At 60.5% G+C, this 25,865-nt stretch carries 26 protein-coding genes and 2 tRNA genes; 9 read left to right on the top strand and 19 right to left on the bottom strand.

What is annotated here, in order from left to right; all coding sequences use genetic code 11:
• The first annotated feature begins 14 nt into the window (after window positions 1-14).
• Window positions 15-1,907, top strand: a complete 1,893-nt coding sequence (locus tag ACQ4WL_RS02800; protein WP_436507922.1) for a putative bifunctional diguanylate cyclase/phosphodiesterase — start codon at window positions 15-17, stop codon at window positions 1,905-1,907.
• Window positions 1,908-1,964: 57 nt separating this feature from the next.
• Here the strand turns inward: ACQ4WL_RS02800 and ACQ4WL_RS02795 are convergent, their stop codons facing one another.
• Window positions 1,965-3,653, bottom strand: coding sequence for a peptide chain release factor 3 (locus ACQ4WL_RS02795; protein WP_436507921.1), 1,689 nt, complete (start codon window positions 3,651-3,653; stop codon window positions 1,965-1,967).
• A 162-nt stretch (window positions 3,654-3,815) separates the two neighbouring features.
• Between ACQ4WL_RS02795 and ACQ4WL_RS02790 the strand changes: the two genes are divergently transcribed.
• Both ACQ4WL_RS02790 and ACQ4WL_RS02785 read left to right on the top strand, forming a co-directional pair.
• Window positions 3,816-5,873, top strand: a complete 2,058-nt coding sequence (locus tag ACQ4WL_RS02790) for a methyl-accepting chemotaxis protein (RefSeq protein ID WP_436507919.1) — start codon at window positions 3,816-3,818, stop codon at window positions 5,871-5,873.
• 225 nt (window positions 5,874-6,098) lie between these two features.
• The gene (locus ACQ4WL_RS02785) at window positions 6,099-6,908 is read left to right on the top strand and encodes a Crp/Fnr family transcriptional regulator (protein ID WP_436507918.1); all 810 of its coding nucleotides are present in this window, start codon (window positions 6,099-6,101) and stop codon (window positions 6,906-6,908) included.
• A gap of 68 nt (window positions 6,909-6,976) precedes the next feature.
• On the opposite strand, the gene ACQ4WL_RS02780 is transcribed toward ACQ4WL_RS02785, so the two are convergent.
• From ACQ4WL_RS02780 to ACQ4WL_RS02725, 12 genes are all read right to left on the bottom strand, one after another.
• Entirely contained in the window at window positions 6,977-8,314 is a 1,338-nt protein-coding gene (locus ACQ4WL_RS02780) for a sensor histidine kinase (protein WP_436507917.1), read from the bottom strand.
• Window positions 8,315-8,536: 222 nt separating this feature from the next.
• Window positions 8,537-9,169 (bottom strand): response regulator, encoded by a 633-nt coding sequence (locus ACQ4WL_RS02775; protein WP_034783185.1) that lies wholly within the window; start codon window positions 9,167-9,169, stop codon window positions 8,537-8,539.
• 199 nt (window positions 9,170-9,368) lie between these two features.
• Complete coding sequence (locus ACQ4WL_RS02770) at window positions 9,369-9,773, bottom strand: MerR family transcriptional regulator (protein WP_436507916.1); 405 nt, start codon at window positions 9,771-9,773, stop codon at window positions 9,369-9,371.
• 10 nt (window positions 9,774-9,783) lie between these two features.
• On the bottom strand, window positions 9,784-10,131 hold the full coding sequence (locus ACQ4WL_RS02765) for an integration host factor subunit alpha (protein WP_010399205.1): 348 nt from the start codon (window positions 10,129-10,131) through the stop codon (window positions 9,784-9,786).
• Between the two features lie 170 nt (window positions 10,132-10,301).
• Complete coding sequence (pheT, locus tag ACQ4WL_RS02760) at window positions 10,302-12,728, bottom strand: phenylalanine--tRNA ligase subunit beta (RefSeq protein ID WP_436507915.1); 2,427 nt, start codon at window positions 12,726-12,728, stop codon at window positions 10,302-10,304.
• Window positions 12,729-12,809: 81 nt separating this feature from the next.
• Window positions 12,810-13,826: a phenylalanine--tRNA ligase subunit alpha gene (gene pheS / locus ACQ4WL_RS02755; protein WP_034751917.1), complete on the bottom strand. Its 1,017-nt coding sequence runs from the start codon at window positions 13,824-13,826 to the stop codon at window positions 12,810-12,812.
• Window positions 13,827-13,975: 149 nt separating this feature from the next.
• On the bottom strand, window positions 13,976-14,335 hold the full coding sequence (gene rplT / locus ACQ4WL_RS02750) for a 50S ribosomal protein L20 (RefSeq protein WP_010399214.1): 360 nt from the start codon (window positions 14,333-14,335) through the stop codon (window positions 13,976-13,978).
• A 26-nt stretch (window positions 14,336-14,361) separates the two neighbouring features.
• Entirely contained in the window at window positions 14,362-14,559 is a 198-nt protein-coding gene (gene rpmI / locus ACQ4WL_RS02745; protein WP_010399216.1) for a 50S ribosomal protein L35, read from the bottom strand.
• A gap of 227 nt (window positions 14,560-14,786) precedes the next feature.
• Window positions 14,787-15,347: a translation initiation factor IF-3 gene (gene infC / locus ACQ4WL_RS02740; protein ID WP_373629882.1), complete on the bottom strand. Its 561-nt coding sequence runs from the start codon at window positions 15,345-15,347 to the stop codon at window positions 14,787-14,789.
• Between the two features lie 12 nt (window positions 15,348-15,359).
• Window positions 15,360-17,267, bottom strand: a complete 1,908-nt coding sequence (thrS, locus tag ACQ4WL_RS02735; RefSeq protein ID WP_436507914.1) for a threonine--tRNA ligase — start codon at window positions 17,265-17,267, stop codon at window positions 15,360-15,362.
• A gap of 213 nt (window positions 17,268-17,480) precedes the next feature.
• Window positions 17,481-17,557 (bottom strand) — tRNA-Val (locus ACQ4WL_RS02730).
• Between the two features lie 79 nt (window positions 17,558-17,636).
• A tRNA-Val gene (locus ACQ4WL_RS02725) sits at window positions 17,637-17,713 on the bottom strand.
• Between the two features lie 148 nt (window positions 17,714-17,861).
• Between ACQ4WL_RS02725 and ACQ4WL_RS02720 the strand changes: the two genes are divergently transcribed.
• Complete coding sequence (locus ACQ4WL_RS02720) at window positions 17,862-18,329, top strand: hypothetical protein (protein ID WP_436507912.1); 468 nt, start codon at window positions 17,862-17,864, stop codon at window positions 18,327-18,329.
• Window positions 18,330-18,343: 14 nt separating this feature from the next.
• Here the strand turns inward: ACQ4WL_RS02720 and ACQ4WL_RS02715 are convergent, their stop codons facing one another.
• A complete protein-coding gene (locus ACQ4WL_RS02715; protein WP_436507911.1) occupies window positions 18,344-19,456 on the bottom strand; it encodes an acyltransferase family protein in 1,113 nt (370 codons plus the stop codon).
• Between the two features lie 138 nt (window positions 19,457-19,594).
• On the opposite strand from ACQ4WL_RS02715, the gene ACQ4WL_RS02710 reads away from it, so the two are divergent.
• Entirely contained in the window at window positions 19,595-20,557 is a 963-nt protein-coding gene (locus ACQ4WL_RS02710) for a M14 family metallopeptidase (protein WP_436507909.1), read from the top strand.
• 161 nt (window positions 20,558-20,718) lie between these two features.
• On the opposite strand, the gene ACQ4WL_RS02705 is transcribed toward ACQ4WL_RS02710, so the two are convergent.
• Complete coding sequence (locus tag ACQ4WL_RS02705; protein ID WP_150131135.1) at window positions 20,719-21,048, bottom strand: SMR family transporter; 330 nt, start codon at window positions 21,046-21,048, stop codon at window positions 20,719-20,721.
• A gap of 23 nt (window positions 21,049-21,071) precedes the next feature.
• Entirely contained in the window at window positions 21,072-21,392 is a 321-nt protein-coding gene (gene sugE, locus ACQ4WL_RS02700; protein ID WP_289949514.1) for a quaternary ammonium compound efflux SMR transporter SugE, read from the bottom strand.
• Window positions 21,393-21,586: 194 nt separating this feature from the next.
• Between sugE and ACQ4WL_RS02695 the strand changes: the two genes are divergently transcribed.
• From ACQ4WL_RS02695 to ACQ4WL_RS02685, 3 genes are all read left to right on the top strand, one after another.
• Window positions 21,587-21,949 (top strand): DUF1304 domain-containing protein, encoded by a 363-nt coding sequence (locus ACQ4WL_RS02695; RefSeq protein WP_436507908.1) that lies wholly within the window; start codon window positions 21,587-21,589, stop codon window positions 21,947-21,949.
• 159 nt (window positions 21,950-22,108) lie between these two features.
• Window positions 22,109-22,405: an ArsR/SmtB family transcription factor gene (locus ACQ4WL_RS02690; RefSeq protein ID WP_436507906.1), complete on the top strand. Its 297-nt coding sequence runs from the start codon at window positions 22,109-22,111 to the stop codon at window positions 22,403-22,405.
• Window positions 22,406-22,461: 56 nt separating this feature from the next.
• Window positions 22,462-23,526, top strand: coding sequence for an alkene reductase (locus tag ACQ4WL_RS02685; protein WP_426055241.1), 1,065 nt, complete (start codon window positions 22,462-22,464; stop codon window positions 23,524-23,526).
• Window positions 23,527-23,574: 48 nt separating this feature from the next.
• Here the strand turns inward: ACQ4WL_RS02685 and ACQ4WL_RS02680 are convergent, their stop codons facing one another.
• Entirely contained in the window at window positions 23,575-23,796 is a 222-nt protein-coding gene (locus ACQ4WL_RS02680) for a hypothetical protein (RefSeq protein WP_436507905.1), read from the bottom strand.
• A gap of 250 nt (window positions 23,797-24,046) precedes the next feature.
• On the opposite strand from ACQ4WL_RS02680, the gene ACQ4WL_RS02675 reads away from it, so the two are divergent.
• Window positions 24,047-24,658: a 1-acyl-sn-glycerol-3-phosphate acyltransferase gene (locus tag ACQ4WL_RS02675; RefSeq protein WP_436507903.1), complete on the top strand. Its 612-nt coding sequence runs from the start codon at window positions 24,047-24,049 to the stop codon at window positions 24,656-24,658.
• On the opposite strand, the gene ACQ4WL_RS02670 is transcribed toward ACQ4WL_RS02675, so the two are convergent.
• Together ACQ4WL_RS02670 and ureG are read right to left on the bottom strand one after the other, a co-directional pair.
• Window positions 24,655-25,215, bottom strand: coding sequence for a HupE/UreJ family protein (locus tag ACQ4WL_RS02670; protein WP_436507902.1), 561 nt, complete (start codon window positions 25,213-25,215; stop codon window positions 24,655-24,657). The genes ACQ4WL_RS02675 and ACQ4WL_RS02670 overlap by 4 nt on opposite strands.
• The gene (gene ureG, locus ACQ4WL_RS02665) at window positions 25,212-25,850 is read right to left on the bottom strand and encodes an urease accessory protein UreG (RefSeq protein WP_436507901.1); all 639 of its coding nucleotides are present in this window, start codon (window positions 25,848-25,850) and stop codon (window positions 25,212-25,214) included. Before ureG ends, ACQ4WL_RS02670 begins: the two co-directional genes overlap by 4 nt.
• Window positions 25,851-25,865 lie beyond the last annotated feature (15 nt).

The raw sequence follows: 25,865 nt of genomic DNA, 5'->3' as shown, positions 1-25,865 counted from the left end.
CAGGAGCAGGCGTCATGATGGTGCCATTGATGCTGCCCTCGGTGCAGTTGCGCGGTGACCGTATAGCCAGGCTGAACCTGCTGGCCGCAGCGGCCATGCTGGCCACGGCCAGCCTGCTGCTGATCCTCTTCCAGTTGTTTTCCCTCCAGGCATCTTTCCAGCGCAACCTGCACATCCAGGCCGACATGCTCGCGCCTGCCGCCGCCCAGGCCATGCGCCAGGACGATCGCCTGGCGGCGCAACAGGTTCTCGCTCCGCTCGCCGCCGCGCCACATATCCGCCAAGCGCTGCTCTACAGTCCGTATGGCACGCCATTCGCCCGCTACGCGCGCAGCGGCAGCGATGCCGCGCCCACGACGCCGCGCAACGGTCAGCAAATCGATTACCTGGACGGCAGCGCCGCCATCCTCCAGACCTTGCCCGGCGGCGGCGCACTGTATCTGCGTGCCAGCCTGGCGCCGCTGTTGGGCAGCCTGGCGCAATTTTCCACCTTCACCCTGCTGGTCTGCCTGTGTGCATTCGGCCTGACATTTCTGATGGTGCGCCGCACGCGCGCGGCCGCCCAGCATGCGGAAAGCCATTTGCACTACCTGGCCCACGTCGACCCTGTCACGCAACTGCCGAACCGCCATGAATTCAACGGTGCCCTGGCCTACGCGCTGGCGCGCGCCGACCGCCAGGACAGCAGCGTGGGACTGCTGCTGCTGGACCTGGACAACTTCAAGGTGGTCAACGATACGCTGGGCCACCACTGCGGCGACCAGTTGCTGAAACTTGTTGCCGAGCGCCTGGTGGCGATCCTGCGCGGCACCGACATCATCTGCCGCATCGGCGGCGACGAATTCGTCGTCATCGTCGAACCGGCCGACGACGCCTCGGAAATGGCCAGCGTGGCGCGCAAGATCCTTGCCGTGCTGGCCGCGCCGTTCGCGCTGGAAGGCCACCAGTTGTATGTCAGCGCCAGCATCGGGGTGAGCCTGTATCCGTTCGATGCGCAGGACGTGGCCACCCTGACGCGCAATGCCGATACGGCCATGTACCACGCCAAGCACCAGGGCAAGAACCGCTACGCCGTGTTCAAGGCCGAAATGGAATTGCGCGCCCAGCGCCGCCTGCGCATGGAAGCGAACCTGCGCCGCGCCCTGCAAAACGAGGAACTGTATCTGCACTACCAGCCGCAAATCGACTTGCGCAGCGGGCGTATCGTCGGCGTGGAAGCGCTGATACGCTGGCATTGCCGCGAGATGGGGCAGCTCAGCCCCAGCGAATTCATTCCCGTGGCCGAGGAAAGCGGCATCATCGTCGACCTGGGACGCTGGGTGCTGCAAAGCGCCTGCCGCCAGGCGGCTACCTGGTGCAAGGCCGGCCTGCTCGATTCGCTCGAACATGTGGCCGTCAACCTGTCGGCCTGCCAGGCACGCGATCCGGGATTGATGGACGATATCCGCGCCATCCTGCACGAAACGCAACTGCCGCATGGCTTGCTGGAGCTGGAAATCACGGAAGGGGTATTGATGGACAATGTCCACGCCAACGTCGAATTGATGCGGCGCCTGCAGGAAACGGGCATCCACCTGTCGATCGACGATTTCGGCACTGGCTATTCCTCGATGTCCTACCTGAAGCGCCTGCCCATCGACCAACTGAAGATCGACCGCAGCTTCGTGCACGACCTGCCCGGAGAAGGCGAAGCCATCGTCACAGCCATCATCGCCATGGCGCACAGCCTGCATCTGAAAGTGGTGGCCGAAGGCGTGGAAACGCTGCAACAGGTGGAGTTTTTAAGAAAGGCCGGCTGCGACAACGTGCAGGGCTTTTTCTTCGCGCGCCCGATGACGGCGGCGCAGCTGACGGCATTGCTGCTGGAGCGGCGCGACTGGAGTACGCGCACCGTCATGCCAGCTTGAATTGCGCCAACGATGGTGTCGGATTAGCGCGCAGCGCGTAACCCGACACCACTCACATCAAGCCAGCTTGGCCGAGTGTTCGCGCGTCGCATGGAACGTCAGCTTCGGCCAGCGCTCTTCGGTCAAACGCAGGTTCACGCCCGACGTGGCCAGGTAAGCCATGTTGCCGGCCGCATCGTAGGCCACGTTGTGACCCAGCGCGTTTTCGAAATCCTGCAGCACGCGCTTGTCGTCGCAGCTGACCCAGCGCGCGCTGCTGATGCTGGTGCCCTCGAACACGGCGTCCACGCCATACTCGTTGAGCAAACGGCTGGCCACCACTTCAAACTGCAGCACGCCGACGGCGCCCAGTACCAGTTCGCCGCCCTGCACCGGCTTGAAGACCTGTACCGCGCCCTCTTCGCCCAGCTGTTGCAGGCCCTTGTGCAACTGCTTGATTTTCAAGGGATTACGGATGCGCACGGAGCGGAAGAAGTCTGGCGCAAAGTACGGAATACCCGTAAAGGTCAGCATCTCGCCTTCGGAAAAACTGTCGCCGATCTGCATGTTGCCGTGGTTCGGCAAGCCGATGATGTCGCCCGCGTACGCCTCTTCCACCTGTTCGCGCGACGATGCCATGAAGGTCACCACGTTCGACACCTTGATCTCGCGCCCCAGGCGCAAGTGCTTGACCTTCATGCCGCGCTCGAAACGTCCCGAGCACACGCGCAAGAAGGCGATGCGGTCGCGGTGGGCCGGGTCCATATTCGCCTGGATCTTGAAGACGAAGCCCGTAAACGGCTGCTCGGACGGCGCCACCGACCGCACGGTGGCGTCGCGCTCGCGCGGCGCCGGCGCCCAGTCGACCAGCGCAGAGAGAATCTCGCGCACGCCGAAGTTGTTGATGGCCGAACCGAAGAACACGGGCGTCTGCACGCCGGAGAGGAATTCATCCAGGTTGAACGGGTTCGATGCGCCATGCACCAGTTCCACTTCCATGCGCAGCTGATCCATCTCCAGCGGGAACATCTCTTGCAGGCGCGGGTTGTCGATGCCCTTGATGATTTCGAAGGCGCCGTCGGCCTTCTCTTCACCGGCCTTGAACAGCATGATCTCGTCGTTCAGCAGGTGGTACACGCCGCGGAAGTTCTTGCCCATGCCGATAGGCCAGGTGACGGGCGCGCACTGGATCTTCAGCACCGATTCGAGTTCGTCGAGCAGGTCCAGCGGATCGCGCGTCTCGCGGTCCATCTTGTTCATGAAGGTGACGATGGGCGTATTGCGCATGCGGCAGACAGCCAGCAGCTTGATCGTCTGCGCTTCCACGCCCTTGGCCGCATCGATCACCATCAGCGCCGAGTCGACTGCCGTCAGCACACGGTAGGTATCTTCCGAGAAGTCCTGGTGGCCCGGGGTGTCGAGCAGGTTGACGACGTGGCCGCGAAATTCGAACTGCATCACCGAGGAGGCGACGGAAATGCCGCGCTGCTTCTCGATCTCCATCCAGTCCGACGTCGCATGGCGGCCCGATTTACGCGCCTTGACGGTACCGGCCATCTGGATCGCGCCCGAGAACAGCAGCAGTTTTTCCGTCAGGGTGGTCTTACCCGCATCCGGGTGGGAAATGATGCCGAAGGTGCGGCGGCGCTGCACTTCGCGCGCGATCACGGCAGGCGCCTTGCTGCTGGCTGACGCCGCGGCGTTGTCCGCATTGTCGCTGGAATCGGGGGTAGTGATGTCGTTCTCGTTGGCCATATTGGTGACCATAATATGGCCCTCGCAAAAAACCCTCGATTTTACAGAAGGATCGCACTTCCGTGTGAACTGCTTCACTCTGGCGGAAAGCCAAATCGCCCACTTCATCAAGGGGTCACAATCCGCAGGCAACATTGCACTGCAGAAATGTTGTCACCCTACCCTGGAAACCCGATGAAAATGCTCCTCACCCCTGCCATACGACTCATGCAGCGCTTGCGCCTGCTGCCCAAATTCATGCTTGTCTGCCTGGTCTTCTTGCTGCCGCTGGCGCTGGCGACGACCCTGCTGATCTCGGAGCTGGGCAAGTCGCTGGCCCAGGCGCAGGATGCGCAGCGGGGCGTGGCGTATGTGCGCCAGTTGCAGGAAGGCACGCGGCTGCTGCAGCAGCGGCGCGGCCTCGAGCACTTGCGCCTGAGCGGCAAGGCGGGCATGGACAACACCGCCCTGAATGCGCGCATCACGGCCACGCTGGCGGCCCTGGCGCGCTTGCCGGCAGGCGCCGGCCTGCCCCAGGCGGCCGAGCTGACGAAGCAGTGGCAAACTCTGCTGGGCCGCCAGGCGGGCCTCGCTGCGCGCGACAGCTACGCGGCGCACACGGCGCTGCTGCGTCAGGCGGCCAAACTGGGCCAACTGGTGGCCGACCGTTCGCACCTGAGCCTGGACCCGGACGCGGGCGCCAACCACCTGAGCGCCGTCTTCACGGCCACCCTGCCCGACCTGGCCGAGAGCCTGTCGGACATCGCCGGGCGCGGCGCCGCCTACATCGACACGGGCCTGTTCGAAGCAAATGAAGATCAGCTCGTCAACGCCAACGCCCTGATCGCGCGCCACGAACTGGAACGCCTGCCGGCCCGCTTCGACGAAATCATCGCCGCCAAGCCGGAACTGCGCGCCAGCCTGCAGCCGGCCCTGAAAGCCGTGCCAACCGCGCTGGCCTTCCTCGAACGCACGAAAAATGAAGTGACAAATTCCTACGACCAGACCTCGGGCGCGCAATTCCACGCAGCCGGCATGCAAGCCATCGACGCACTGCACGCGCTCTCCGGCACCGCGGCCACCGCCCTGGACAGCCTGTTGGCGCAGCGCATCGCCCGCGACGAGGCGCGCCGTGGCCTGATCCTGGCGGCCATGTTGCTGGTGCTGCTGGCCGCCGCCTACCTATGCGCGGGCTTCTATGCCGCCTTCGCGCGCGACGTGACGCAATTGCGCGTGGCCGTCGGCGCGGCGGCGGCGGGCGACCTGTCGCAACGCATCACCTCGCAGGCGCACGACGAAATCGGCGACCTGGTACGCGACTTCGGCGCCATGACACATGGCCTGGCCACCCTGGTGCAGGAAATCCGCGGCGGCGCGGCCGTCATCGCGGCGGCTGGCGCCGATATCGCGCAGGGCAACGCCGCCCTGTCCGGCCACACGGCCACGCAAGCGGACGCGCTGGGTGCCACCGTGGACTCGATGCGCGAGCTGACGGCCACCGTGGGCCGCAATGAAGCCCATGTAGGACAGGGGCGCACTCTGGTGGCGACGGCGGCCGACGTGGCCCTGCGCGGCGGCCAGACGGTGGGCGCCGTGGTCGAGACCATGGCCTCGATCAAGGCCAGCTCGCACAAGATCGTCGACATCATCGGCGTCATCAACGGCATCGCCTTCCAGACGAATATCCTGGCCTTGAACGCGGCCGTGGAAGCGGCCCGTGCGGGCGAGCAGGGGCGCGGCTTTGCCGTCGTCGCGTCCGAGGTGCGCAGCCTGGCGCAGCGCTCGAACGAGGCGGCGCTGGAAATCAAGCGGCTGATCGGCGATTCCGTGGCCACCGTGGATGCCGGTGGCGACCTCGTCAATGCCGCCGGCAACACCATGCGGCAAGTCGTCGATGCGGTACAGCAAGTGGCCGTGGTGATCGGGCGCATCAGCAGCGCCGGCGCCGAGCAGAATGGCGAGATCGCCCGCATCAACCAGGCGCTGGCGCAAATCGACGACATGACGCGCCAGAATGCGGGCCTGGTCGATGAGGCGCGCGCCGGTTCCCAGCGCCTGCACCAGGAAGGCGAGGCGCTGACGCAGGCCGTCAGCCGCTTCCGCCTGGGCGAACACGAACTGCCTGGCGCGCGCCAGGCGAGCGCTGCGAGCGTGCGCGATGGCTTGCCCAGCGTGCGTCCGGCCGGCCTGTGGAGCGCCAATAAACCGCGCGTCATATCACAAAATCGCGCAGAACGGCGCAAGGCTAGCTAGGCTAAAGTGTGCACGTAGGACAAGGACTACAATTCCGCCTCAAAAGAGACTACAAAGTGGCGACTGCTAATCTTATGTTCGCCACTTACATAAGCTTTTAAAGTAGCTACATCGCGATCTGCACCGCGCGGTCGACAAAAATGCTGTTACCACTTGGCTACGGCAACTTTTTTGACCAGCAACGCGGCAGTCGCACTCCGATGTAAAAAGCCTGTGAGGAATACTATGAACCATACTCAACTTATCACCCCGGTCCAGAAGAACCAGTTGCTGCCGCGCGCCATGCCGGCGGTCGGACGGGAAATCAAGCTTGCGTCGCGGGTTAGCCTCAGCAGTGCCCAACAGAATGAATTGCTGGCCGCCCTGCCGCGCGCCGCACTCGAATCGCTGTTCGAAGACCTGGAACTGGTGGAACTGCCTTTCGGCAAGGAATTGTACGCCTACGGTAACAGCCTGGAATACAGCTACTTCCCCACCACCGCCATCATTTCGCTGCTGTATGTGATGGAAGATGGCGCCACCACGGAAATCGCCGTCGTCGGCCATGAAGGCGTGGCCGGCGCCTCGCTGCTGGCGGGCGAACGCGCCATGTGCACGGCCGTCGTGCAAAGCGCTGGCTACGGCTACCGCCTGAAAACGCAAAGCCTGCGCGATGCCTTCAATCAAGGCGGCGCCCTGCCCCAGCTGCTGATGCGCTACACCAACGCCCTGTTTGCGCAAATGGCGCAGAACGCCGTGGGTGGCCGCCATAGCTCGATCGAGCAAAAGCTGTGCCGCTGGCTGCTGGACCGCCTGGACCGTTCGCCATCGAACGAATTGAAAGTGACGCAAGAGCTCATTTCCATCATGCTGGGCGTGCGCCGCGAAAGCATCACGGCCGCCGCCGGCAAGCTGCAGGATGAAGGCTTGATCCACTATCGCCGCGGCAATATCACGGTGCTGGACCGCGCCGGCCTGGAATGCTATGCGGGCGAGTGCTACAAGGTGGCGAAGACGGAATACGACCGTTTGCTGCGCGACGTATCGCGCTGCTGATCGACGGTGCAGCATGATCAAGAAAATGGCCGGGCTGCATGCCCGGCCATTTTTTCATCCCTGCACAGTCAAGCGCTGGCGTCTTCGTCGATCTCTTCCGGCTCCGGCGCCAGCGGCAACGGAATCACGGCTTCCACGCATGTGCCCTTGCCTTCCGGGCCCTGGCGCACGGTCAGGGTGCCGCCCAGCAGCAAGGCGCGCTCGCGCATACCCAGCAAACCGTGTGACATGGGTTTTTGCAGCGCATCTTCGGTAATGCCGATGCCGTCATCGATCACACGCAGCACCAGGCCGTGTTCATTGCGTTTCAACGTCACGCTGACCATGCCCGCGCGCGCATATTTGAGGATATTCGTGAGCGATTCCTGCACGATGCGGAACAGGGCGATCGTCAGGGTGGCTTCGCGGTTGTCGATATTGATGGCCACGTCCGTTTCGCAGCGAACCGAGCTCATGCGAGCAAAATCTTCGCAATAGCTTTCGATGGCGGCGCACAGGCCCAGGTTGTCCAGCAGGCTGGGGCGTAAATCCTCGACGATGCGCCGCTTCAGTTCCACCGTTTCCAGCAGGGTGGCCTTGGCACGGCGCAATTGTGCCGCAAGTTCAGGCTGCGTGTGCGCCAGTTGCTGCGTGACGGCGCCCAGGTCCATGCTGATCGACGTCAAATTGGCGCCCAGCTCATCGTGCAGCTCACGCGCCAGGCGCGCCTTCTCCACTTCATTGACGCTGATCAAATGGCGCGACAGCACGGATAACTGCTCGGTTCGCTTGCTGACAGTCGATTCCAGAGTGTCGTTGGCATTTTGCAATGCATACTCGACGGCCGCGCGGTTCTGGAAACTGCGCCGCACCAGTTGGTAGAACATGATCAGAACGAGGATGGCCAGGGCATTGATGCCAATGCCGAGCAGCACGGCTTTCTGGTACTCATGATAAAAGGCTGCGCTGCCGGACGACAGCGCTTCATTCTGCTCGCGCGTCATGATCACCACCTGCAGGCGGATCTCGTCCATGGTGGCGCGGTCATCGGTCACGCGCGAGATATTGACGATCTCGGCCAGCCCGCCCTGCTTGTAGACCTCGATCGACTCTTGCAACATCGACATCTTGCGACGAATCAAGCTTTTCAGCTGGGCCAGATTTTTCAGCTGGGTGGGACTGCCCGCAAGCAAGGTTTGCAGCTCGTTGAATTCGTTGTCGATTTCGGTGGAAGCGGTCTTCGACGGCCCCAGATAGGTTTCCGAGCCGGAAATGAAATAGCCGCGCAAGCTGCTTTCCGCGTCCAGCACGAGCACGTTCAAATATTGCAGACGGTCCGCTACGCGGGCGCTCTGGCTGAGCAAGGCGTTCGTGCCCTTCAGCGATTGCAGATTATGAAAGAGACTGAAACCATTAAGTACAAGCAACAATGCGCAAGTCACGCAAAGGATCGTCTTGTAGAAGGGCAGGCGGTGATTCGGAGCCGGTTCAACGGTGAAATACATCCTGATGTGCATCCTTAGCAAGGTTCGGCGCGGGAGAAAGCGCCGGCGCCGGCCAATTATAGTCCTCGCTACAGACTGCTGCACTGCACAAATCGTGCTGGTTAGCTGGCTGAGCGATCATGTTTCCATGATCGCACCGCAGCGCTAGTCAAGCAAATTGTTTTTCATTGCGTAATAGGTCAAGTCGCTGTTCGATTGCAAGCCCATTTTTTCCATGATGCGCGTACGGTAAGTACTCACCGTCTTGATGCTCAGCGATAAGGCCACGCCGATATCGGACACCGTGGCGCCGCGCGCCAGGCGCAGGAAGACCTGGAACTCTCGGTCCGACAATTCCGTATGCAGGGCAGCATTCGTATCGCGATCGAACGACTGCGCCAGCAATTCGCCGACGGTGGAACTGACGTAGCGGCGCCCCTGGAACACGGTGCGCACGGCCGTCATCAGCTCATCGGCTTCGCATTCCTTGTTCAGATAGCCATTCGCGCCCATCTTGAACAGGTTCAATGCGTATTGCTGCGCGGGATAGCCGCTGAGGATCAGCACGGGCAATTCCGGCTGTCCCTGGCGGATCGTGCGCAAGGTATCGATGCCGCTCTGATCGGGCATGGCGATATCGAGCAACAGCACATCGCAAATTTCGCGGCGGGCGATATCGAGCGCTTCACGCCCGGTACCGGCTTCCGCCACCACACTGAAATCGCTTGACGACGAAAAAATCTGTTTGAATCCAGCTCGTACTATTTGGTGATCATCACAAATGGCAACGCGTATCATTGTTTCCCCTTAAATTTTCCTGGCCTGGGAAAGACTACCGGAACCTGAACGCTGCTCCGGCTTAGCGTCACTAACAAAAACGCAACATTAACATTATATTCAAAATATGGCGTGTCGTACGATACCGGCAGCGCCAAGGCTTGTGCCATGCAGTATAGTCAAGCGGTATCGGACAACCCCACCTATATTGGTACAAATCTTATTTTAGCAAGTTCAAAATCGCAATTAATTCATTGCGTATCCACACGCGGTCCAGCGGTGCTTCCTGCGGCACGACAGGCACGGCCGGCAGCTCAGGCAGCTCATCGAGGATGGCATGCGATGCGCCACGGCTATCGAGCTTGTTGCGCGCGCCACTGATCGTGAAGCCTTGCTCATACAGCAATTCGCGGATGCGGCGTATCAACAGCACCTCATGGTGCTGATAATAACGGCGGTTGCCACGTCGTTTGACCGGCTTGAGCTGGGAAAACTCCTGCTCCCAGTAGCGCAGTACGTGCGGTTTGACGCCGCACAATTCGCTCACCTCGCCGATCGTGAAATAGCGTTTGGCCGGAATGGGCGGCAAGGCGATCAACTCGGTTTTACTGATGCGCTCGTTCATCGCCACTCACTCAGGCAGCACGTGCCAGCGGACTGGTCTCTTCGACCATGCTTTTCAGCTTCTGGCTCGCATGAAAGGTCACGACACGCCGCGCCGTGATGGGGATCTCTTCGCCCGTCTTCGGATTGCGGCCCGGCCGTTGCGGCTTGTCGCGCAACTGGAAATTGCCGAAACCGGACAACTTGACGGCCTCGCCCCGCTCGAGCGCATTGCGGATCTCGTCGAAAAAGGTCTCGACCATATCCTTCGCTTCACGCTTGTTCAGGCCCACTTGCTCGAACAACAGTTCAGCCAGCTCAGCCTTGGTCAAGGTAGGTAAATCTTTTTCCGCTTCCTGGCGCACTTTGGCAACCAGCATGGCCCGATGCAGATCGGCGGCCAGTGCGGATTGCAGTACGGCGGAATCAACGTCGCTGTTATTAATTTTCCTGCCCTGCCTTTTCTGTGCGCCCGAGCCTGCCACATGGCAAGCTCGTCTACGGTTGACGACGGAAAGGCCGTCACGCAAGGCGACGGCCAGTCCGGTAATTACGAACGCAGTTTCGCGTCGTGGCCCTGCTTGGCCGCATCGATCAAGACAGCCATCAGGCCATCGACGACATCGTCTTGCAGAGTGTTTTGAGTATCTTGCAAGCTAATCCGGAAAGCAAGGCTTTTTTCATCCATTTCCAGCCCTTTTCCACGATATTCATCAAATAAAACAATGGCTTGCACGACACGCGCTGCAGCGCTTGCCTCGGCAGCAGCATGGAAACTGTCGAGCAGATCCTGCACCGCCACCGATTGCTTGACGACCACGGCCAGATCGCGGCTGGCGCCAGGGAATTTCGAAATTTCCTGGTACACGGGCACGACTCTTTGCGTCAGGGCAGCAGCATCGACTTCGAACAGCACGGGCGCCAGCGGCAAGTCATACTTTTGCATCCAGCGCGGGTGCAATTCACCGATGAAACCGATGACCTTGCCGTCGAGTTCCACGTTCGCCGAGCGGCCCGGATGCAGGGCCGGGTGCTCCGCCTTGCTGAAACGCAAGACCAACGGCGCGAACAGCGCTTCCAGGTCCGCCTTCACGTCGAAAAAGTCGACCGTGCGTGTAGCCTGGCCCCACTGCTCGTCGGCCACCGCGCCGTAAGCCATCGCCGCCACACGCTTTGGCTGGGCGTAGCCAGCCACCGACAAGGGGCCGTTTTCCACGCTGTCGTCGCGCTGGTAAATGGCGCCCACTTCGAAGATGCGCACGCGGTTCGTCTTGCGGTTCAAGTTGTAGCGCACATTGGCGATCAGGCTGCCGATCAGCGAGGAGCGCATCACGCTCATCTGGCTGGCGATCGGGTTCTGCAATTTGATCGGATTGGTGTTGCCCGAGAAATCGCGCTCCCATGCCGCATCGACAAAGCTCATGTTAACCACTTCCTGGAAGCCCAGGTCAGCCAGCTCATGACGTACCGCAAACAGGGAGCGGGTATTTTCTGGTGCAATCTGCATCACGTTCGCGGCCACGGGCGGCAAGGTCGGGATGTTTTCAAAGCCGTACACGCGCGCCACTTCCTCGATCAAGTCTTCCTCGATCTCGATGTCGAAACGGTAGCTGGGCGAGGTCACGGAAAACACGCCGTCCGCCAGGGTGAATGGCAGGGCCAGACGCGTGAAGATATCGGCAATCAGCTCATCGTTGAGCGGTACGCCGATGACTTTTTGCGCGCGCGCCGTGCGCATCGATACAGGCTGGCGTTGCGGCAAGTTCACCACGTGGTCGTCGACGGGGCCGACGGTCGTCGCTGGCGTGCCGCAAATTTCCACGATCAGGGCCGTAATGCGCTCGATGTGCTCGACATTGGTGGCAAAATCGACGCCGCGCTCGAAGCGGTGCGCCGCATCGGTGGAGAAATTCAAGCGGCGCGCACGACCTTGAATGGCGTTCGGCCACCAGAATGCCGCTTCCAGGTAGATGCTGTCCGTATAGTCCGAGACAGAGCTGGCGTCGCCGCCCATGATGCCGGCCAAGGATTCAATTTCTTGCTCATCGGCAATGACGCCGATCCACTCGTCGATGGCAACGGTGTTGCCGTTCAACAGTTTGACGGATTCGCCCGCCTTGCCCCAACGCACGTCGAGGCTGCCGTGGATCTTCGCCAGGTCAAACACGTGGCTAGGACGGCCCAGCTCCAGCATGACATAGTTGGAAATGTCGACCAGGGCCGACAGCGGACGCTGGCCGCTGCGCTCGAGGCGCTGCTTCATCCAGTCCGGCGTGGCGGCACGGGCGTTCAAGCCGCGGATGACGCGGCCCGTGAAACGGCCGCACAGGTCCGGCGCGCTGACTTTCACCGGCAGGATTTCGTCGCTGGACACCGGCACGGTGCGGAACTGCGGCACATTCAGGGTCACACCCGTGAGCGCCGACACTTCGCGCGCCACGCCCAGCACGGACAGGCAGTCCGCCTTGTTCGGCGTCAACTTGATGGTGAATTTCAAGTCGTTCAAAGCAAAGTAATCGCGGAAATTCTGGCCGATCGGTGCGTCGTCCGGCAATTCCATCAAGCCGGCGTTTTCTTCCGACAATTTCAATTCGCGCGCGGAGCACAGCATGCCTTGCGACTCGACGCCGCGCAGCTGGCCCACCTTGATTTCAAACGGCTTGCCATCGGCGCCGGGAGGCAGCACGGCGCCCGCCATCGCGCAGACAACTTTCAAGCCCGGGCGCACGTTGGGTGCGCCGCAGACGATGTTGAGCATGGTGCCCGTGCCGACGTCGACCTGGCACACATTCAGGCGGTCCGCATTCGGATGTTTTTCCATCTCCAGAACCAGGCCGACCACCACGTTCGAGAACGGAGGGGCGACAGGATCGACGTCCTCGACTTCGAGACCGGACATGGTCAGCAGATGGGCCAGTTCGTCCGAAGTCATCTTCGGATCGACCATGGTACGGAGCCAGTTTTCGGAAAATTGCATAATCAAGCCTTCAAATGTTCAATGCGCGAGCATGCAAGGGCACGCTCCAGCGCATCGAGTGACATGGAATAATGAAACGCCTTAGTTAAACTGCTTGAGGAAGCGCAAATCTCCCTCATAGAACAGACGCAGGTCGTTGATGCCATAGCGCAGCATCGTCAAGCGTTCCAGGCCGGAGCCGAAAGCAAAACCGATGAATTTCTCGGGATCGAGGCCGAAGTTCTTCACCACGGTCGGATGCACCTGGCCCGCGCCCGACACTTCCAGCCAGCGGCCTTTCAACGGGCCCGAGCCAAAGGCGATGTCGATCTCGGCCGACGGTTCCGTGAACGGGAAGTACGACGGGCGGAAGCGCACTTGCAAGTCGTCCGTTTCGAAGAATGCCTTGACGAAATTCAGGTACACGCCCTTCAGGTCGGCGAAGCTGATGTCTTCGGCGATCCACAGGCCTTCGACCTGGTGGAACATGGGCGAATGGGTGGCGTCACTGTCGACGCGGTAGGTGCGGCCCGGCGCGATGACCTTGATCGGCGGCGTATGCGTGCGCGCATAGCGCACCTGCATGGGGCTCGTATGCGTGCGCAGCAGCAAGGGCTTGCCATCGGTATCGTTGCCATCGATGTAGAAGGTGTCTTGCATGGAACGGGCTGGATGGTTTTCCGGGCTGTTGAGCGCCGTGAAGTTGGTCCAGTCATTCTCGATTTCGGGGCCGTCGGCCACGTCGAAGCCGATCGAGCGGAAGATCTCCTCGACCCGCTCCCACGTGCGCATCACGGGATGGATGCCGCCGGGCATGCGGCCACGGCCTGGCAGGGTCACGTCGATCGCTTCGGCGTTCAGACGACCTTGCATCTGGGCATCGGCCAGCGCATCACGGCGCGCCGTCAGCGCGTCTTCGATCTGCACTTTGACGGCATTGATCAGGGCGCCTTGCGCCTTGCGCGCGTCCGGGTCCAGCTTGCCCAGGCCCTTCATCATTTCGGTAATCTGGCCAGTCTTGCCCAGGTAGCGGGCTTTGGCGTTTTCAAGTGCGGCAGCGTCTGCGGCGGCGATAAAGTCAGCCTGGGCCGAGACGACGAGTTCTTCTAGGGAGTTCATGCGGCTTTTCCTGTTTTGGAAATCAATCCTGGATTTAGTAATCTAGAACCCAACAATCAAAAACGGAAACGGGGCACAAGGTGGTTGTACACCCCTGCCCCGCTCTTTATAACGTCACCCTGGGGATGACGTTGTGCAATCACCGATGCTTACGCAGCGATTTTTGCTTTAACTGCGTTGACAATCGCAGCGAATGCTGGCTTGTCCATCACAGCCATATCGGCCAGGACTTTACGGTCCAGTTCGATATTTGCTTTTTTCAAGCCGTTCATGAACACGCTGTACGTTACGCCATGCTCACGGGAAGCGGCGTTGATACGGGCGATCCACAGGCGGCGGAAAACGCGTTTCTTGTTGCGGCGATCGCGGTAAGCGTATTGGCCAGCGCGCATAACTGCTTGCTTGGCAACACGGTATACACGGCTGCGGCGACCACGGTAGCCTTTAGCTTGAACAAGAATCTTTTTATGACGGGCACGAGCTGTAACCCCACGTTTTACTCTAGGCATAGTAACTCCTTATATTGAGTGTGAGATTAAGCAGTCGGCATCATGCGGTAGACGGATTTCACGTCAGACGCAGCGACATTGGTGGTACCGCGCAGAGCGCGTTTCAGCTTGGTGGTTTTCTTGGTCAAGATGTGGCGTTTGAACGCATGACCACATTTAACAGTACCACCCGGACGCACGCGAAAACGTTTTTTCGCAGAGCTTTTGGTCTTCATTTTAGGCATAGCAATCTGTCCTCTTACGGACAGCTCCATTTATAACAGGATTGCAGGTGGCAACACGACGCTGCGCTTAGATGCCTGCTTTCACATGCTGTGCAGCGGATGCGAGTCCGCTACAGTTCGCGCGGCCCGGACATTGCTGTCAGGGCCGCGCAAATTCTGCCTGGAATCTGGTGCCGCACCAAGACTGGCGCAAATCACGTCGATCCACAGTAAAACGCTATTGTAGCTTACTTCTTCTTCTTAGGCGAAAGAACCATGATCATTTGGCGGCCTTCCATCTTCGGGAACTGCTCGACCTGGCCGTACGGCTCCAGATCGGCCTTCAGACGTTCCAGCATACGGAAGCCAATATCCTGATGCGCCATCTCACGACCGCGGAAACGCAGCGTGATTTTGGTTTTATCACCTTCATCGAGGAACTTGATGAGGTTACGCAACTTGATATTGTAGTCACCATCATCAGTCCCCGGACGGAATTTGACTTCCTTCACGAGGATGATCTTTTGCTTCAATTTGGCTTCGTGAGCTTTCTTTTGCTCCGAATACTTAAATTTGCCGTAGTCCATCAAACGGCACACCGGTGGCTGCGCGGTAGGCGCAATTTCCACCAGGTCGACGTTTGCCTCTTCCGCCAGGCGGAAGGCTTCAGCCAAACTTACGATACCGAGTGGCTCGTTATCGACCCCGCTTAAACGCATTTCAGGGGCAGTGATTTCGCCATTGATGCGATGTGACTTGTCAGTAGCTATTGTAATTTCCTTTAAAAATCTTGTAAGACGGTCGTGCAGCGAGTTTCCTCGTCAGGCCTTGGTGTCGACTTCATGTTTGAGTCGCTCAATCAGGGCATCGACGGACATGACGCCCAGATCGACATTGCCCCGCGCCCGCACGGCCACTGTATTCGCATCCCGCTCTTTGTCGCCAATTACTAAGATGTAAGGCAATTTTTGTACGGAATGTTCACGTATTTTATAGGTAATCTTCTCGTTACGCAAATCAGCCTGTACGCGCAGCCCCGCTTTGCGCAGTTTTGTTGTAACTTCCTGTACATAGTCGGCTTGAGCGTCGGAAATATTCAACACCGACACTTGCACTGGCGCCAACCACAACGGCATGGCGCCCGCATAGTGTTCGATCAGGATGCCAATGAAACGTTCCAGCGAACCCACGATCGCGCGGTGCAGCATGATCGGCACCTGGCGCGTATTGTCTACTGCCACGTATTCGGCGCCCAGGCGACCCGGCATCGACGGATCGATTTGCACGGTGCCCACTTGCCATGCGCGGCCCAGGCTGTCTTTCAGGTGATATTCGATCTTCGGACCGTAGAACGCACCCTCGCCCGGCAATTCTGTCCATTCCACGCCACAGGCGCGCAGGGCCGAACGCAACGATTCCTCGGCGAAATCCCACGACTCTTCCGTGCCGATGCGGTTATCGGGGCGCAAAGCCAGTTTCACATCGATATTCGTAAAACCGAAAGCCGTGTACACATCCATGGCCTGCTGGTGGAAAGCCGTCACTTCGCCGGCGATCTGTTCTTCCAGGCAGAAAATGTGACCATCATCCTGCGTAAAGCCGCGCACGCGCATCATGCCGTGCAAGGCGCCCGATGGCTCGTTGCGGTGGCATTGGCCGAATTCGCCGTAGCGTAAAGGCAAGTCGCGGTAGCTGCGCATGCCGTTGTTGAAAATCTGGATATGACCAGGACAATTCATCGGTTTCAGCGCATAGGCGCGGTTTTCTGATTCCGTGATGAACATATTTTCACGGTAATTGTCCCAGTGACCGGTTTTTTCCCACAGGCCACGGTCGAGAATTTGCGGCGCCTTGACTTCCTGGTAGCCATTGACTTGGTACACATTGCGCATGTATTGCTCGACTTGCTGCCAGATCGACCAGCCTTTCGGGTGCCAGAAGATCAGGCCCGGCGCTTCTTCCTGGAAATGGAAGAAGTCGAGCTGCTTGCCCAGCTTGCGGTGATCGCGCTTTTCTGCCTCTTCCAGGTTGTGCAGGTACAGTTCCTGATCTTCCTTCTTGGCCCAGGCCGTGCCATAGATACGCTGCAGCATTTCGTTTTTTGAGTCGCCGCGCCAGTAGGCACCAGCCAGCTTCATCAGCTTGAACACTTTCAGCTTGCCCGTCGATGGCACGTGGGGGCCGCGGCACAAGTCCGTGAACTTGCCTTCGGAATACAGCGACACTTCCTGGTCGGCCGGAATCGAACCGATCAGCTCTGCCTTGTAGGCTTCGCCGATACCCTTGAAGTACTCGATGGCTTCGTCGCGCGCAACCACTTTGCGCGTGACTGGCTCATCCTTCTTGGCCAGTTCCGCCATTTTCTTTTCGATCGCCGTCAAATCTTCCGGCGTGAACGGGCGCTTGTAGGCGAAGTCATAGTAAAAGCCGTTGTCGATCACGGGACCGATGGTCACCTGTGCGTCCGGGAACAGTTCCTTGACGGCATGCGCCAGCAAGTGGGCCGTCGAGTGGCGGATCACTTCCAGGCCATCGGCATCCTTGTCCGTGACAATCGCCAGTTCCGCGTCTTGCTCGATCAGATAGGAGGTGTCGACCAGCTTGCCATCGACCTTGCCGGCCAGGGCAGCCTTGGCCAGGCCGGTACCAATATTGGCCGCAACCTGGGCCACGGTGACCGGGCCGTCAAATTGACGGGCGGAACCATCGGGAAGTCGGATTGTAAGCATATTGATCTCCATATCGGCGCTGGCGCCAGGTAAAACTGCAATGTGTGATGTGTAAAATAACCGAAAGGAAAATGCAGACGCAAAAAAACGCGGACTAGCCGCGTTTTTCACTTTCTTGAGACAAAGGAAACCCGTTCGACTAGCGTCACTCCCAAAGCCTGGTAGTAGTTCGCGGTGTCATAACCGGGTTTACCTTTCTCTCTAACTGCATTCTGGTGGGCGGTGAGGAATTCGAATCCCCGACCCCTTGGATGTCGACCAAGTATTCTAACCAGCTGAACTAACCGCCCGTAAAACTTTTGTTGATCATTGTATTTCAAATGACCGCTTGCGGCTTGCGCCAGCTTAAAAACCATCTACTGCAAATTCTGGTGGGCGGTGAGGAATTCGAATCCCCGACCCCTTGGATGTCGACCAAGTATTCTAACCAGCTGAACTAACCGCCCCGAAGACCAGCATTATAGAGAGGCTTTCCCAGAATGACAAGGGCTGTTTTACAGGAAACTTTAATCTGTTTTTCATCCGATTCCCGGGCGTCAGCCCTCTTTATACAGAGTCGGCCCGGCGCGCGCGGAATGCCGCTAGAATCGCGGCATGAACTCCACCATATTAGCCTGGCTGAAAACCCTGAGCCGCATCTGCGGTTTTGAAACGGCCGACTCCTTCCCGCCCGGCCACCCGTATGCGCGCACGCGCTGGGACGCCGCGTACTTCGATATCGCCTCCGACGTGAAGCCCGACGAGATCGAGCGGCGCATCTGCGCGGCCATCGCCAACACGCCGAGCGTCTTCGCCTATATCACCAATCCTACGCCGCGCATGCAGCGCGCGCTGCTGAATGTGATCCACGACCGGCTGCGGCGCCAGCCCGGCGCGGGCGCCACGGACCTGGTCTTGTTGTTGATCAATGCCTACGCCAGCGACCACATCACGGAAGCCGTGCCCGGCCTGCGCACCCTGATCTTCAACACGGAACATGATGACACGAATCTGCGCGTGCATGCCATCCTGGAATTGCTGGTGGGCACGCCACGGGGGCTCGATGTAATCGATATGCAATGAGCGATATGTAGCCGTCACGCATGATTGGCGGGAACATAGCGCGCCCGCAAGCGCATGAACGGCGTTTCCACCAATCTATACAAGAGCCAGCCCGCGACGATGCTGAGCAGTATCATCACCAGCATGGCCGGCAGGCTGTCCGGCCCGTAACCCCTATACTGCAAGATCGGGCGCAGCAGGATGCACAGCTGCTTGTGCAGCAGATAAATCGCATACGACCACAAGGCCAGGCTGGCCGCGCCTGGCACGCGCACCTTGTACAGGATGCTGGCGGGACTCAGCGCGGCCATCAGCAGCAGGGTAAAACTGGCGGCCAGCGCTGGATAGCCAAACACCGTCACCCAATAGCCATAGTGATCGGTGAAAAACACATACAACATCAGCGCCGTGCCAGCGATTCCTGCCAGCAAGGTACGGTTGCCGTACGAGGTCAGGCGCGTCCAGGCGACGGGATGGTAATTCTTCAGCAGCGCCAGCGCCACGCCCGCCACCAACTCGTCGAAGCGGCACCAGGAAGCATAGTAAATGTACTTGTAATAGCCGAGGCCGCCGCGCGGCACGTGCACATATTCATCCCACAGAGTCGCGCGCAACAGCATGCCCACGATAAAGCTGGCGGCCACGGCCACCCACGCCCACAGCAGCGACTTGCGGCACGCCGCGATAGCCAAGGCCACGGCCGGCAGCAGCACGTAGAACTGCTCTTCCACACATAGCGACCACGCATGCGAAAACGCCGTGCCCGGTGTCAAATTGATGTTCTGCGTAAAGGTCAGGAATTTCCACAGGGGCAGCAACGCGCTATCGCCACGAAACGTGGGCCACAAATAATACAGGGCCAGCACGGCATAGAAACTGGGCAAGGTGCGCAGGAAGCGCCGCGCATAAAAGCGCGGCAAGGAAAACCCGTGTTCGCTGCGCAAGGCCGCAAAGATCTGGTTGCCGATCAGATAGCCACTGAGGGCAAAGAACAGGTCCACGCCGACCCAGCCGATTTCTCCCCAGAAACCAAACGCCCCGCCCTCGCTGACGAACAGCAAATAATGGTTCATGAAGACGAGCACGATGGCCAGCGCACGCAAGGTATCGAGGCCATACAGGCGGGAAGAATGGGAAGTGCTGGACATGAAATCGGCAAGAGAAAACAACGGTGGCGCCGATCATGCCATGCCGCACACTGCCATGGCCAACTTTTTACAGGCGTCCAAGGCGAATCCCGCTAAAATATGCCGACCCCGCTTTCCCTTCCCGCAACAGCATAGGATATGTCCAGCATGAGCAGCGCACTCCACTTCAAGTCCATCAACTACACGGGCCAGGGCAGCGGCCCGCGCCTGATCGTCACGGGCGCCGTGCACGGCAATGAAACCTGCGGCACCAAGGGCATCGGCCGCGTGATGGCTGAACTCGACAGCGGCGCCCTCTCCATCGTGGCCGGCAGCGTCACTTTCGTACCCGTCACCAATCCCCTGGCCTACGCCAAGGGCGTGCGCAGCGGCGACCGCAACCTGAACCGTAATCTGTTCCCGAACGACAATCCACAGGATTTCGAAGACCGCATCGCCAACTGGCTGTGCCCGCTGCTGGGCCAGCACGACGTGCTGCTGGACTTGCATTCGTTCAATGCCGACAGCCAGCCTTTCGTCATGGTGGGACCGCGCAACAACGATGGCCCGCTGCAACCGTTTCAACATGAAGACAAGGAACGCGCGCTGGCGCGCCGCCTGGGCGTGCGCCGCTTCGTCGACGGCTGGCTGCATGCCTATGGCCAGGGCGTGCAGCGCCGTCTGGGCAATAGCGACCAGGTGGGCCTGGTCTTGCGCTACGGCGTGGGCACCACCGAATACATGCGCTCGACGGGCGGCTACGCCTTGACCCTGGAATGCGGCCAGCATGCGGACCCGGCCGCGCCGGATGTCGCCTACCGCGCCATCATGAACACGCTGGCCTTCCTTGGTTTCATCGACGCGCAGCAGCCGGAGCCGATCGCGGATACCGACATGGAAGCGCTGAACATGGTCGTCGTGCACGACAAGCTGCACGCGGACGACCGCTTCATCAAGACCTGGTCCAGCTTTGACAAGGTCAAACAGGGTGATCAAATTGGCGTGCGCGCGGACGGCACACCCGTGACGGCCGAATTCGACGCCTACATCCTCTTCCCGGACGTCAATGCGGCTGCGAATGCCGAGTGGTATTACCTGGCGCGGGTGGCCAGCAGTTTTTGATTAGAGCCTATTCCAGTAGGGAGCGTCATCTGCTGGTAGTTCATCAGGAGCGCGGACAAGGCGTGAGAAGGACGCGTGGCGAGCCACGCGACGACGATCAACGCAGTCCCCGCTTCTGATGGGCGCCAGCAGGGGATGTATTCATCTACTGGGATAGGCTCTTAGTGTCCGACGGACTTCGAAAACAAATTGATCACTAACACGCCGGCAATGATCAGCCCCAGGCCGATCAAGGCCGGCGTATCCAGGCTCTGCTTGAACCAGAACCAGCCCACGGCGGAAATGAGCACGATGCCCACGCCCGACCAGATCGCGTAGACGATGCCGGTAGGAATAACCTTCAAGGTCAGCGACAAGCACCAGAAGGCGATGCTGTAGCCGACCACGGTGATGACACTGGGCCACAAGCGACTGAAACCGTCGGACGCCTTCAAGGCGCTGGTCGCGATGACTTCGGCGATGATGGCGATGGCCAGGTAGAAATACGTCATGGCGAGGCTCATGCTGGCATCCTTTATTGTGGGCTGAGCAGTTTCAAGCCCAGGATACCGGACACGATCAAGGCGATGCAGGCGATGCGCGCGGCGCTGGCCGGTTCACCCAGCACCATGATGCCGAAGATGGCCGTACCGACGGTGCCGATGCCCGTCCAGATCGCATACGCCGTGCCCAACGGCAAGGTGCGTAGCGCCAGGCCCAGCATCACCACGCTGCCCAGCATGGAAACAGCCGTCAGTACGGATGGCAGCAGGCGGGTAAAGCCGGCGCTATACTTGAGGCCGATGGCCCAGCCGATTTCCAGCAAACCGGCCAGTACCAAGATGATCCACGCCATACACACTCTCCTGAGGCGGCAGGGTCGTCCCCGCCATACAGCCCCCACATCGAGCGGGGTCGTCCCCACAGGAGCAAAAGGAAAAGTATACCATCGGGTGCAAGCTCTTGCCACCAGCACATTTTTTCCAGTGCTGCTGCCAAAAAAGATGCTGATGGCAGCATAATTGCTGCATCCACTCACTCTCGGGAATCATGATGCTGCTTCTGGCCCAAATCCTTACCACCCTCATCCTGCTACTGCACGTCTACATCGTGCTGCTGGAAACCGTGCTGTTCGATACGCGCGGACGCAAGGTGTTTGGCCTGTCCAGGGAAAAAGCGGAGATCGTGCGTCCCGCCATGTCGAACCAGGGTTGCTATAACGGTTTTCTCGTCGCCGCGCTGGCGCTGGGCTTTTTTCACCCGGACGCGGCCATCGCCCATGCATTCACCGTCTTCGGCCTGGCGTGCATCGCCGTGGCCGGCGTGTGGGGCGCGGTGACCGTCATGACGCGCATCCTCTATCTGCAAACCGTGCCCGCCGTCATCGCCCTGCTGCTGTTCCACTTCGCCTGATTCCTGCAGGGCGGCCATACGGCCGCCGCAACGCCCGCCTTCCCTGAAAATCCACGCCGGCAGCACATTGTTTACTTATATCGTAATATGCCGATATTGAAATTCACAAAAGACGAACCATATATCGTCCACAGACGAACATCGACCAGGAGAAACACCATGGACATCGACGCCATCCACAAGGCGCTGGCCAACCCCGTGCGGCGACAGATCCTGCAATGGCTGAAGGAGCCGGAGCAGCATTTCGCCCAACAAGAGCATCCACTCGAATTCGGCGTCTGTGCCGGGCTGATCGACCGCAGCCTGGGCCTGTCGCAATCGACGGTCTCGGCGCACCTGGCCACCTTGCAAAAGGCCGGCCTGATTTCCGCCAGAAAAGTCGGGCAGTGGAGTTTCTTCAAGCGCAATGAAGTCACCATCCAGGCTTTTCTGGAACACATGCAGCAAGGTTTGTAACCGTAGTCCCATCCATATCGCCGTCCGCGGCACTCTCGACAGGAAAGATAGCAATCATGGCAACCTTATTCGACCCCATCACCATTGGCAGTCTGCAACTGAAAAACCGCATCATCATGGCGCCGCTGACGCGTTCGCGCGCCGGCAATCCGGGCCGCGTGCCCAACGCCCTGATGGCCGAGTACTACACGCAGCGCGCTTCGGCCGGCATGATCATCTCGGAAGCGACGGCCGTCACGCCGCAGGGCGTGGGCTATGCCGACACGCCGGGCATCTGGTCCGAAGAGCAAGTGGAAGGCTGGAAACACATCACCAAGGCCGTGCATGACGCAGGCGGCCTGATCGTGCTGCAACTGTGGCATGTGGGCCGCATTTCCGCGCCCGTCTTCCTCGATGGCGACCTGCCCGTGGCGCCCAGCGCCGTCAAGCCGGCCGGCCATGTCAGCCTGCTGCGCCCGAAACAGGAATTCGTCACGCCGCGCGCGCTCGATACGGAAGAGATTCCCGGCATCGTGGCGGCCTACCGCCTGGGCGCAGAGAATGCGAAAAAAGCCGGTTTCGACGGCGTGGAAATCCACGGCGCGAATGGTTACTTGCTCGACCAGTTCCTGCAAGACAGCACCAACTTGCGCACCGACAACTACGGCGGCTCGATTGAAAACCGCGCCCGCCTGATGCTGGAAGTGACGGATGCGTGCATCGAGGTATGGGGCGCCGACAAGGTGGGCATGCATTTGGCACCGCGCCGCGACGCGCACGACATGGGCGATTCCGACCCGCGCGCCACCTTCGGCTACGTGGCACGCGAGCTGGGCAAGCGCGGCATCGCCTTCATCTGCGCGCGCGAAGCGCTCGGTGAAGACCGCCTGGGCCCGTACCTGAAACAGGAATTTGGCGGCGTGTACATTGCCAACGAGAAAATGGACAAGGCGGCGGCCGAAGCCTTGCTGGCCAAGGGCGAAGCCGATGCCGTGGCCTTTGGCCTGTGGTTCATCGCCAATCCCGATCTGCCTATCCGCCTGCACAGCGACGCGCCATTGAATCCCCTGAACCCGGATACGCTGTACGCACCGGACGCTGCCGGCTACACGGACTACCCGGCACTGGCGGCACTGGCTTAAACAGCGCTCCGGGCGACAGCAGCGGCACTCGTCGCTGTTGCCTGCCCTTCAGCGCCATCGGCGCCGTGCCAGCCGGGCCGGGCGGCGCGCCTGCACGCTGCTGAACACACGGCGTATCACCTCGGCCGGCACCGCGTGCTCACGCAAGTAGGCTGTCGCCACCGTCCGGCCCAAGGTGTGATGAAACGCCACGCCACGCTCGACGAGCTCGGCCATTACTTTGTCCGTCCGGTCATGCTCCCCAGGTACATCATCGATACTGTTTTTCATGCCATGGCTCCCTGTCGGGTGGATCAACGCTGCATCAAGTTTTGACCAGATTGTGCGTATTTAGTGCCCGCCACCGTGGCAAAGCATCGTTGAAATAACAGCAACAACGGCCCCTGTGCCGCATGAATAGCAGCCTCGGCTGCTTGTCGCCACCGCCAGCCCCGTATAGAATGCGTGCGCAGAATTTTTGCTTCAAGGAAAATGGCCACCAGCGCCATCCCATCAAGAATAGTGTCACTGAAGGGTATCAATGGACGATTTATTTGTACAAGCGGGCGAGTTGCCGACCTGGCACCAGCGCTGCGCGTTGCGCGTGCTGCAGCTGTTTGGCTGGCGCATGCGCTTCCGTCCCCTGCCGGGGCCGCGCGGCATCGTCGTCGTCTACCCGCACACGTCGAACTGGGATTTCATGGTGGGCCTGTTCGGCAAATGGGCGCTGTCGCTGCCGTTCCGCTGGCTGGCCAAGGATTCCTTGTTCCGCGGCCCGATGGGCAAGGTGCTGCGCTATCTGGGCGGCGAACCCGTCGACCGCAGCACCACCAGCGGCACGATTCAACGTCAGGCCGAGCGCATGCTGGCCGCCGACTGGTACTGGCTGGCCATCACGCCGGAAGCGACGCGCAGCTACCGTCCGAACTGGAAGAGCGGCTTTTACCATCTGGCCCTGGCCGCCAAGGTGCCGCTGTTGCTGGTGTATATCGACTACCCGAACAAGGTGCTGGGCGTCGTCGACCATATCTACTTGACGGGCGACAAGGAAGCCGACATGGCCGCCATCGCCGCCGTGTATGCGGGCCACCAGGGCTTGCACCCGGAAAAGGCGGCGCCCATCGTGCTGTCCGACAAGCGCCCCGGCGCTTAGGCAACCCCCATCAACACCACGCCGGCAGCCGTCAAGGCCAGGCCGGCCACGCGCAGCACGCGCTCGGCCATCACCTGGCCGGCGAAACGTCCCGCACACAGCAGCATGGCCGAAGCCAGCATGAAGCCCCACGCGGCCGAGGCCGCCGGCAATTCCTGTCCATGCGCATTGCCATGCGCCAGCGCAAACATGCCCACGAGCCCCATGCCGAGCCAGTTCGGCAGAGCCAGCGCCAGCGCGATGGCCAGCCCCACCAGGGCCACCGTGGCGGCGATGCCCGTTTCCAGGCCGGGCACCGTCAAGCCAGCCATGCCGGCCAGCGCACCGAGCAGCATCATGCCCAGGAAAGTGGCGGGCTGGGCCAGGCCGCGGCGCTGCTGGCCGCCCCAGATGCCCACGCCCAGCATGGCCAGCAAATGGTCGATGCCCGTGAACGGATGGGCGAAACCGGCCAGGAAACCGGCGCTCTCGCCATGGCCGGGGTGGGCCATCGCTGGCAAGGCCAGCAGGCACAGCGCCGCCACGGCGGCCGTTTTTGTCATCAGTCTTGCGCTCATTGCAGCTCCTTGCCTGGTTGATCGAGCAAACCTTGCTCGCGGATAAAATCGATGACGACCTGCACGCCGTCGCCGCTGCGCAGGTTGGTCAACACGAAGGGGCGCTCGCCGCGCATGCGCTTGGCATCCTGCGCCATCACGTCGAGGTTGGCGCCCACGTACGGCGCCAGGTCTGTCTTATTGATAATGAGCAAATCGGAGCGCGTGATGCCGGGCCCGCCCTTGCGCGGGATTTTTTCGCCGCCGGCCACGTCGATCACGTAAATGGTCAGATCCGACAGTTCCGGACTGAAGGTGGCAGCCAGGTTATCGCCGCCCGATTCGACCAGGATCAAATCGAGATTCGGAAAATCTGCCTGCATGCGCGCGATGGCTTCCAGGTTGATGGACGCGTCTTCGCGAATCGCCGTATGCGGGCAGCCGCCCGTCTCCACGCCCATCAAACGCTCGGCCGGCAAGGCATCGGCGCGCAGCAGGATTTCCATGTCTTCCTTGGTATAGATGTCATTCGTGATGACGGCCATGTCGTAGCGCTCGCGCATGCCCTTGCACAGCATTTCGCACAAGGCCGTCTTGCCCGAGCCGACTGGCCCGCCGATGCCTACGCGCAGGGGATTGGAGGTAATCGATGTCATGTTGTAGTCTCTCGT

Origin of the sequence: Janthinobacterium kochi (genome assembly GCF_051380715.1) — a bacterium.
Classification (GTDB): Bacteria; Pseudomonadota; Gammaproteobacteria; order Burkholderiales; family Burkholderiaceae_D; genus Janthinobacterium.
This window is presented reverse-complemented; position numbering and strand designations above follow the sequence as displayed.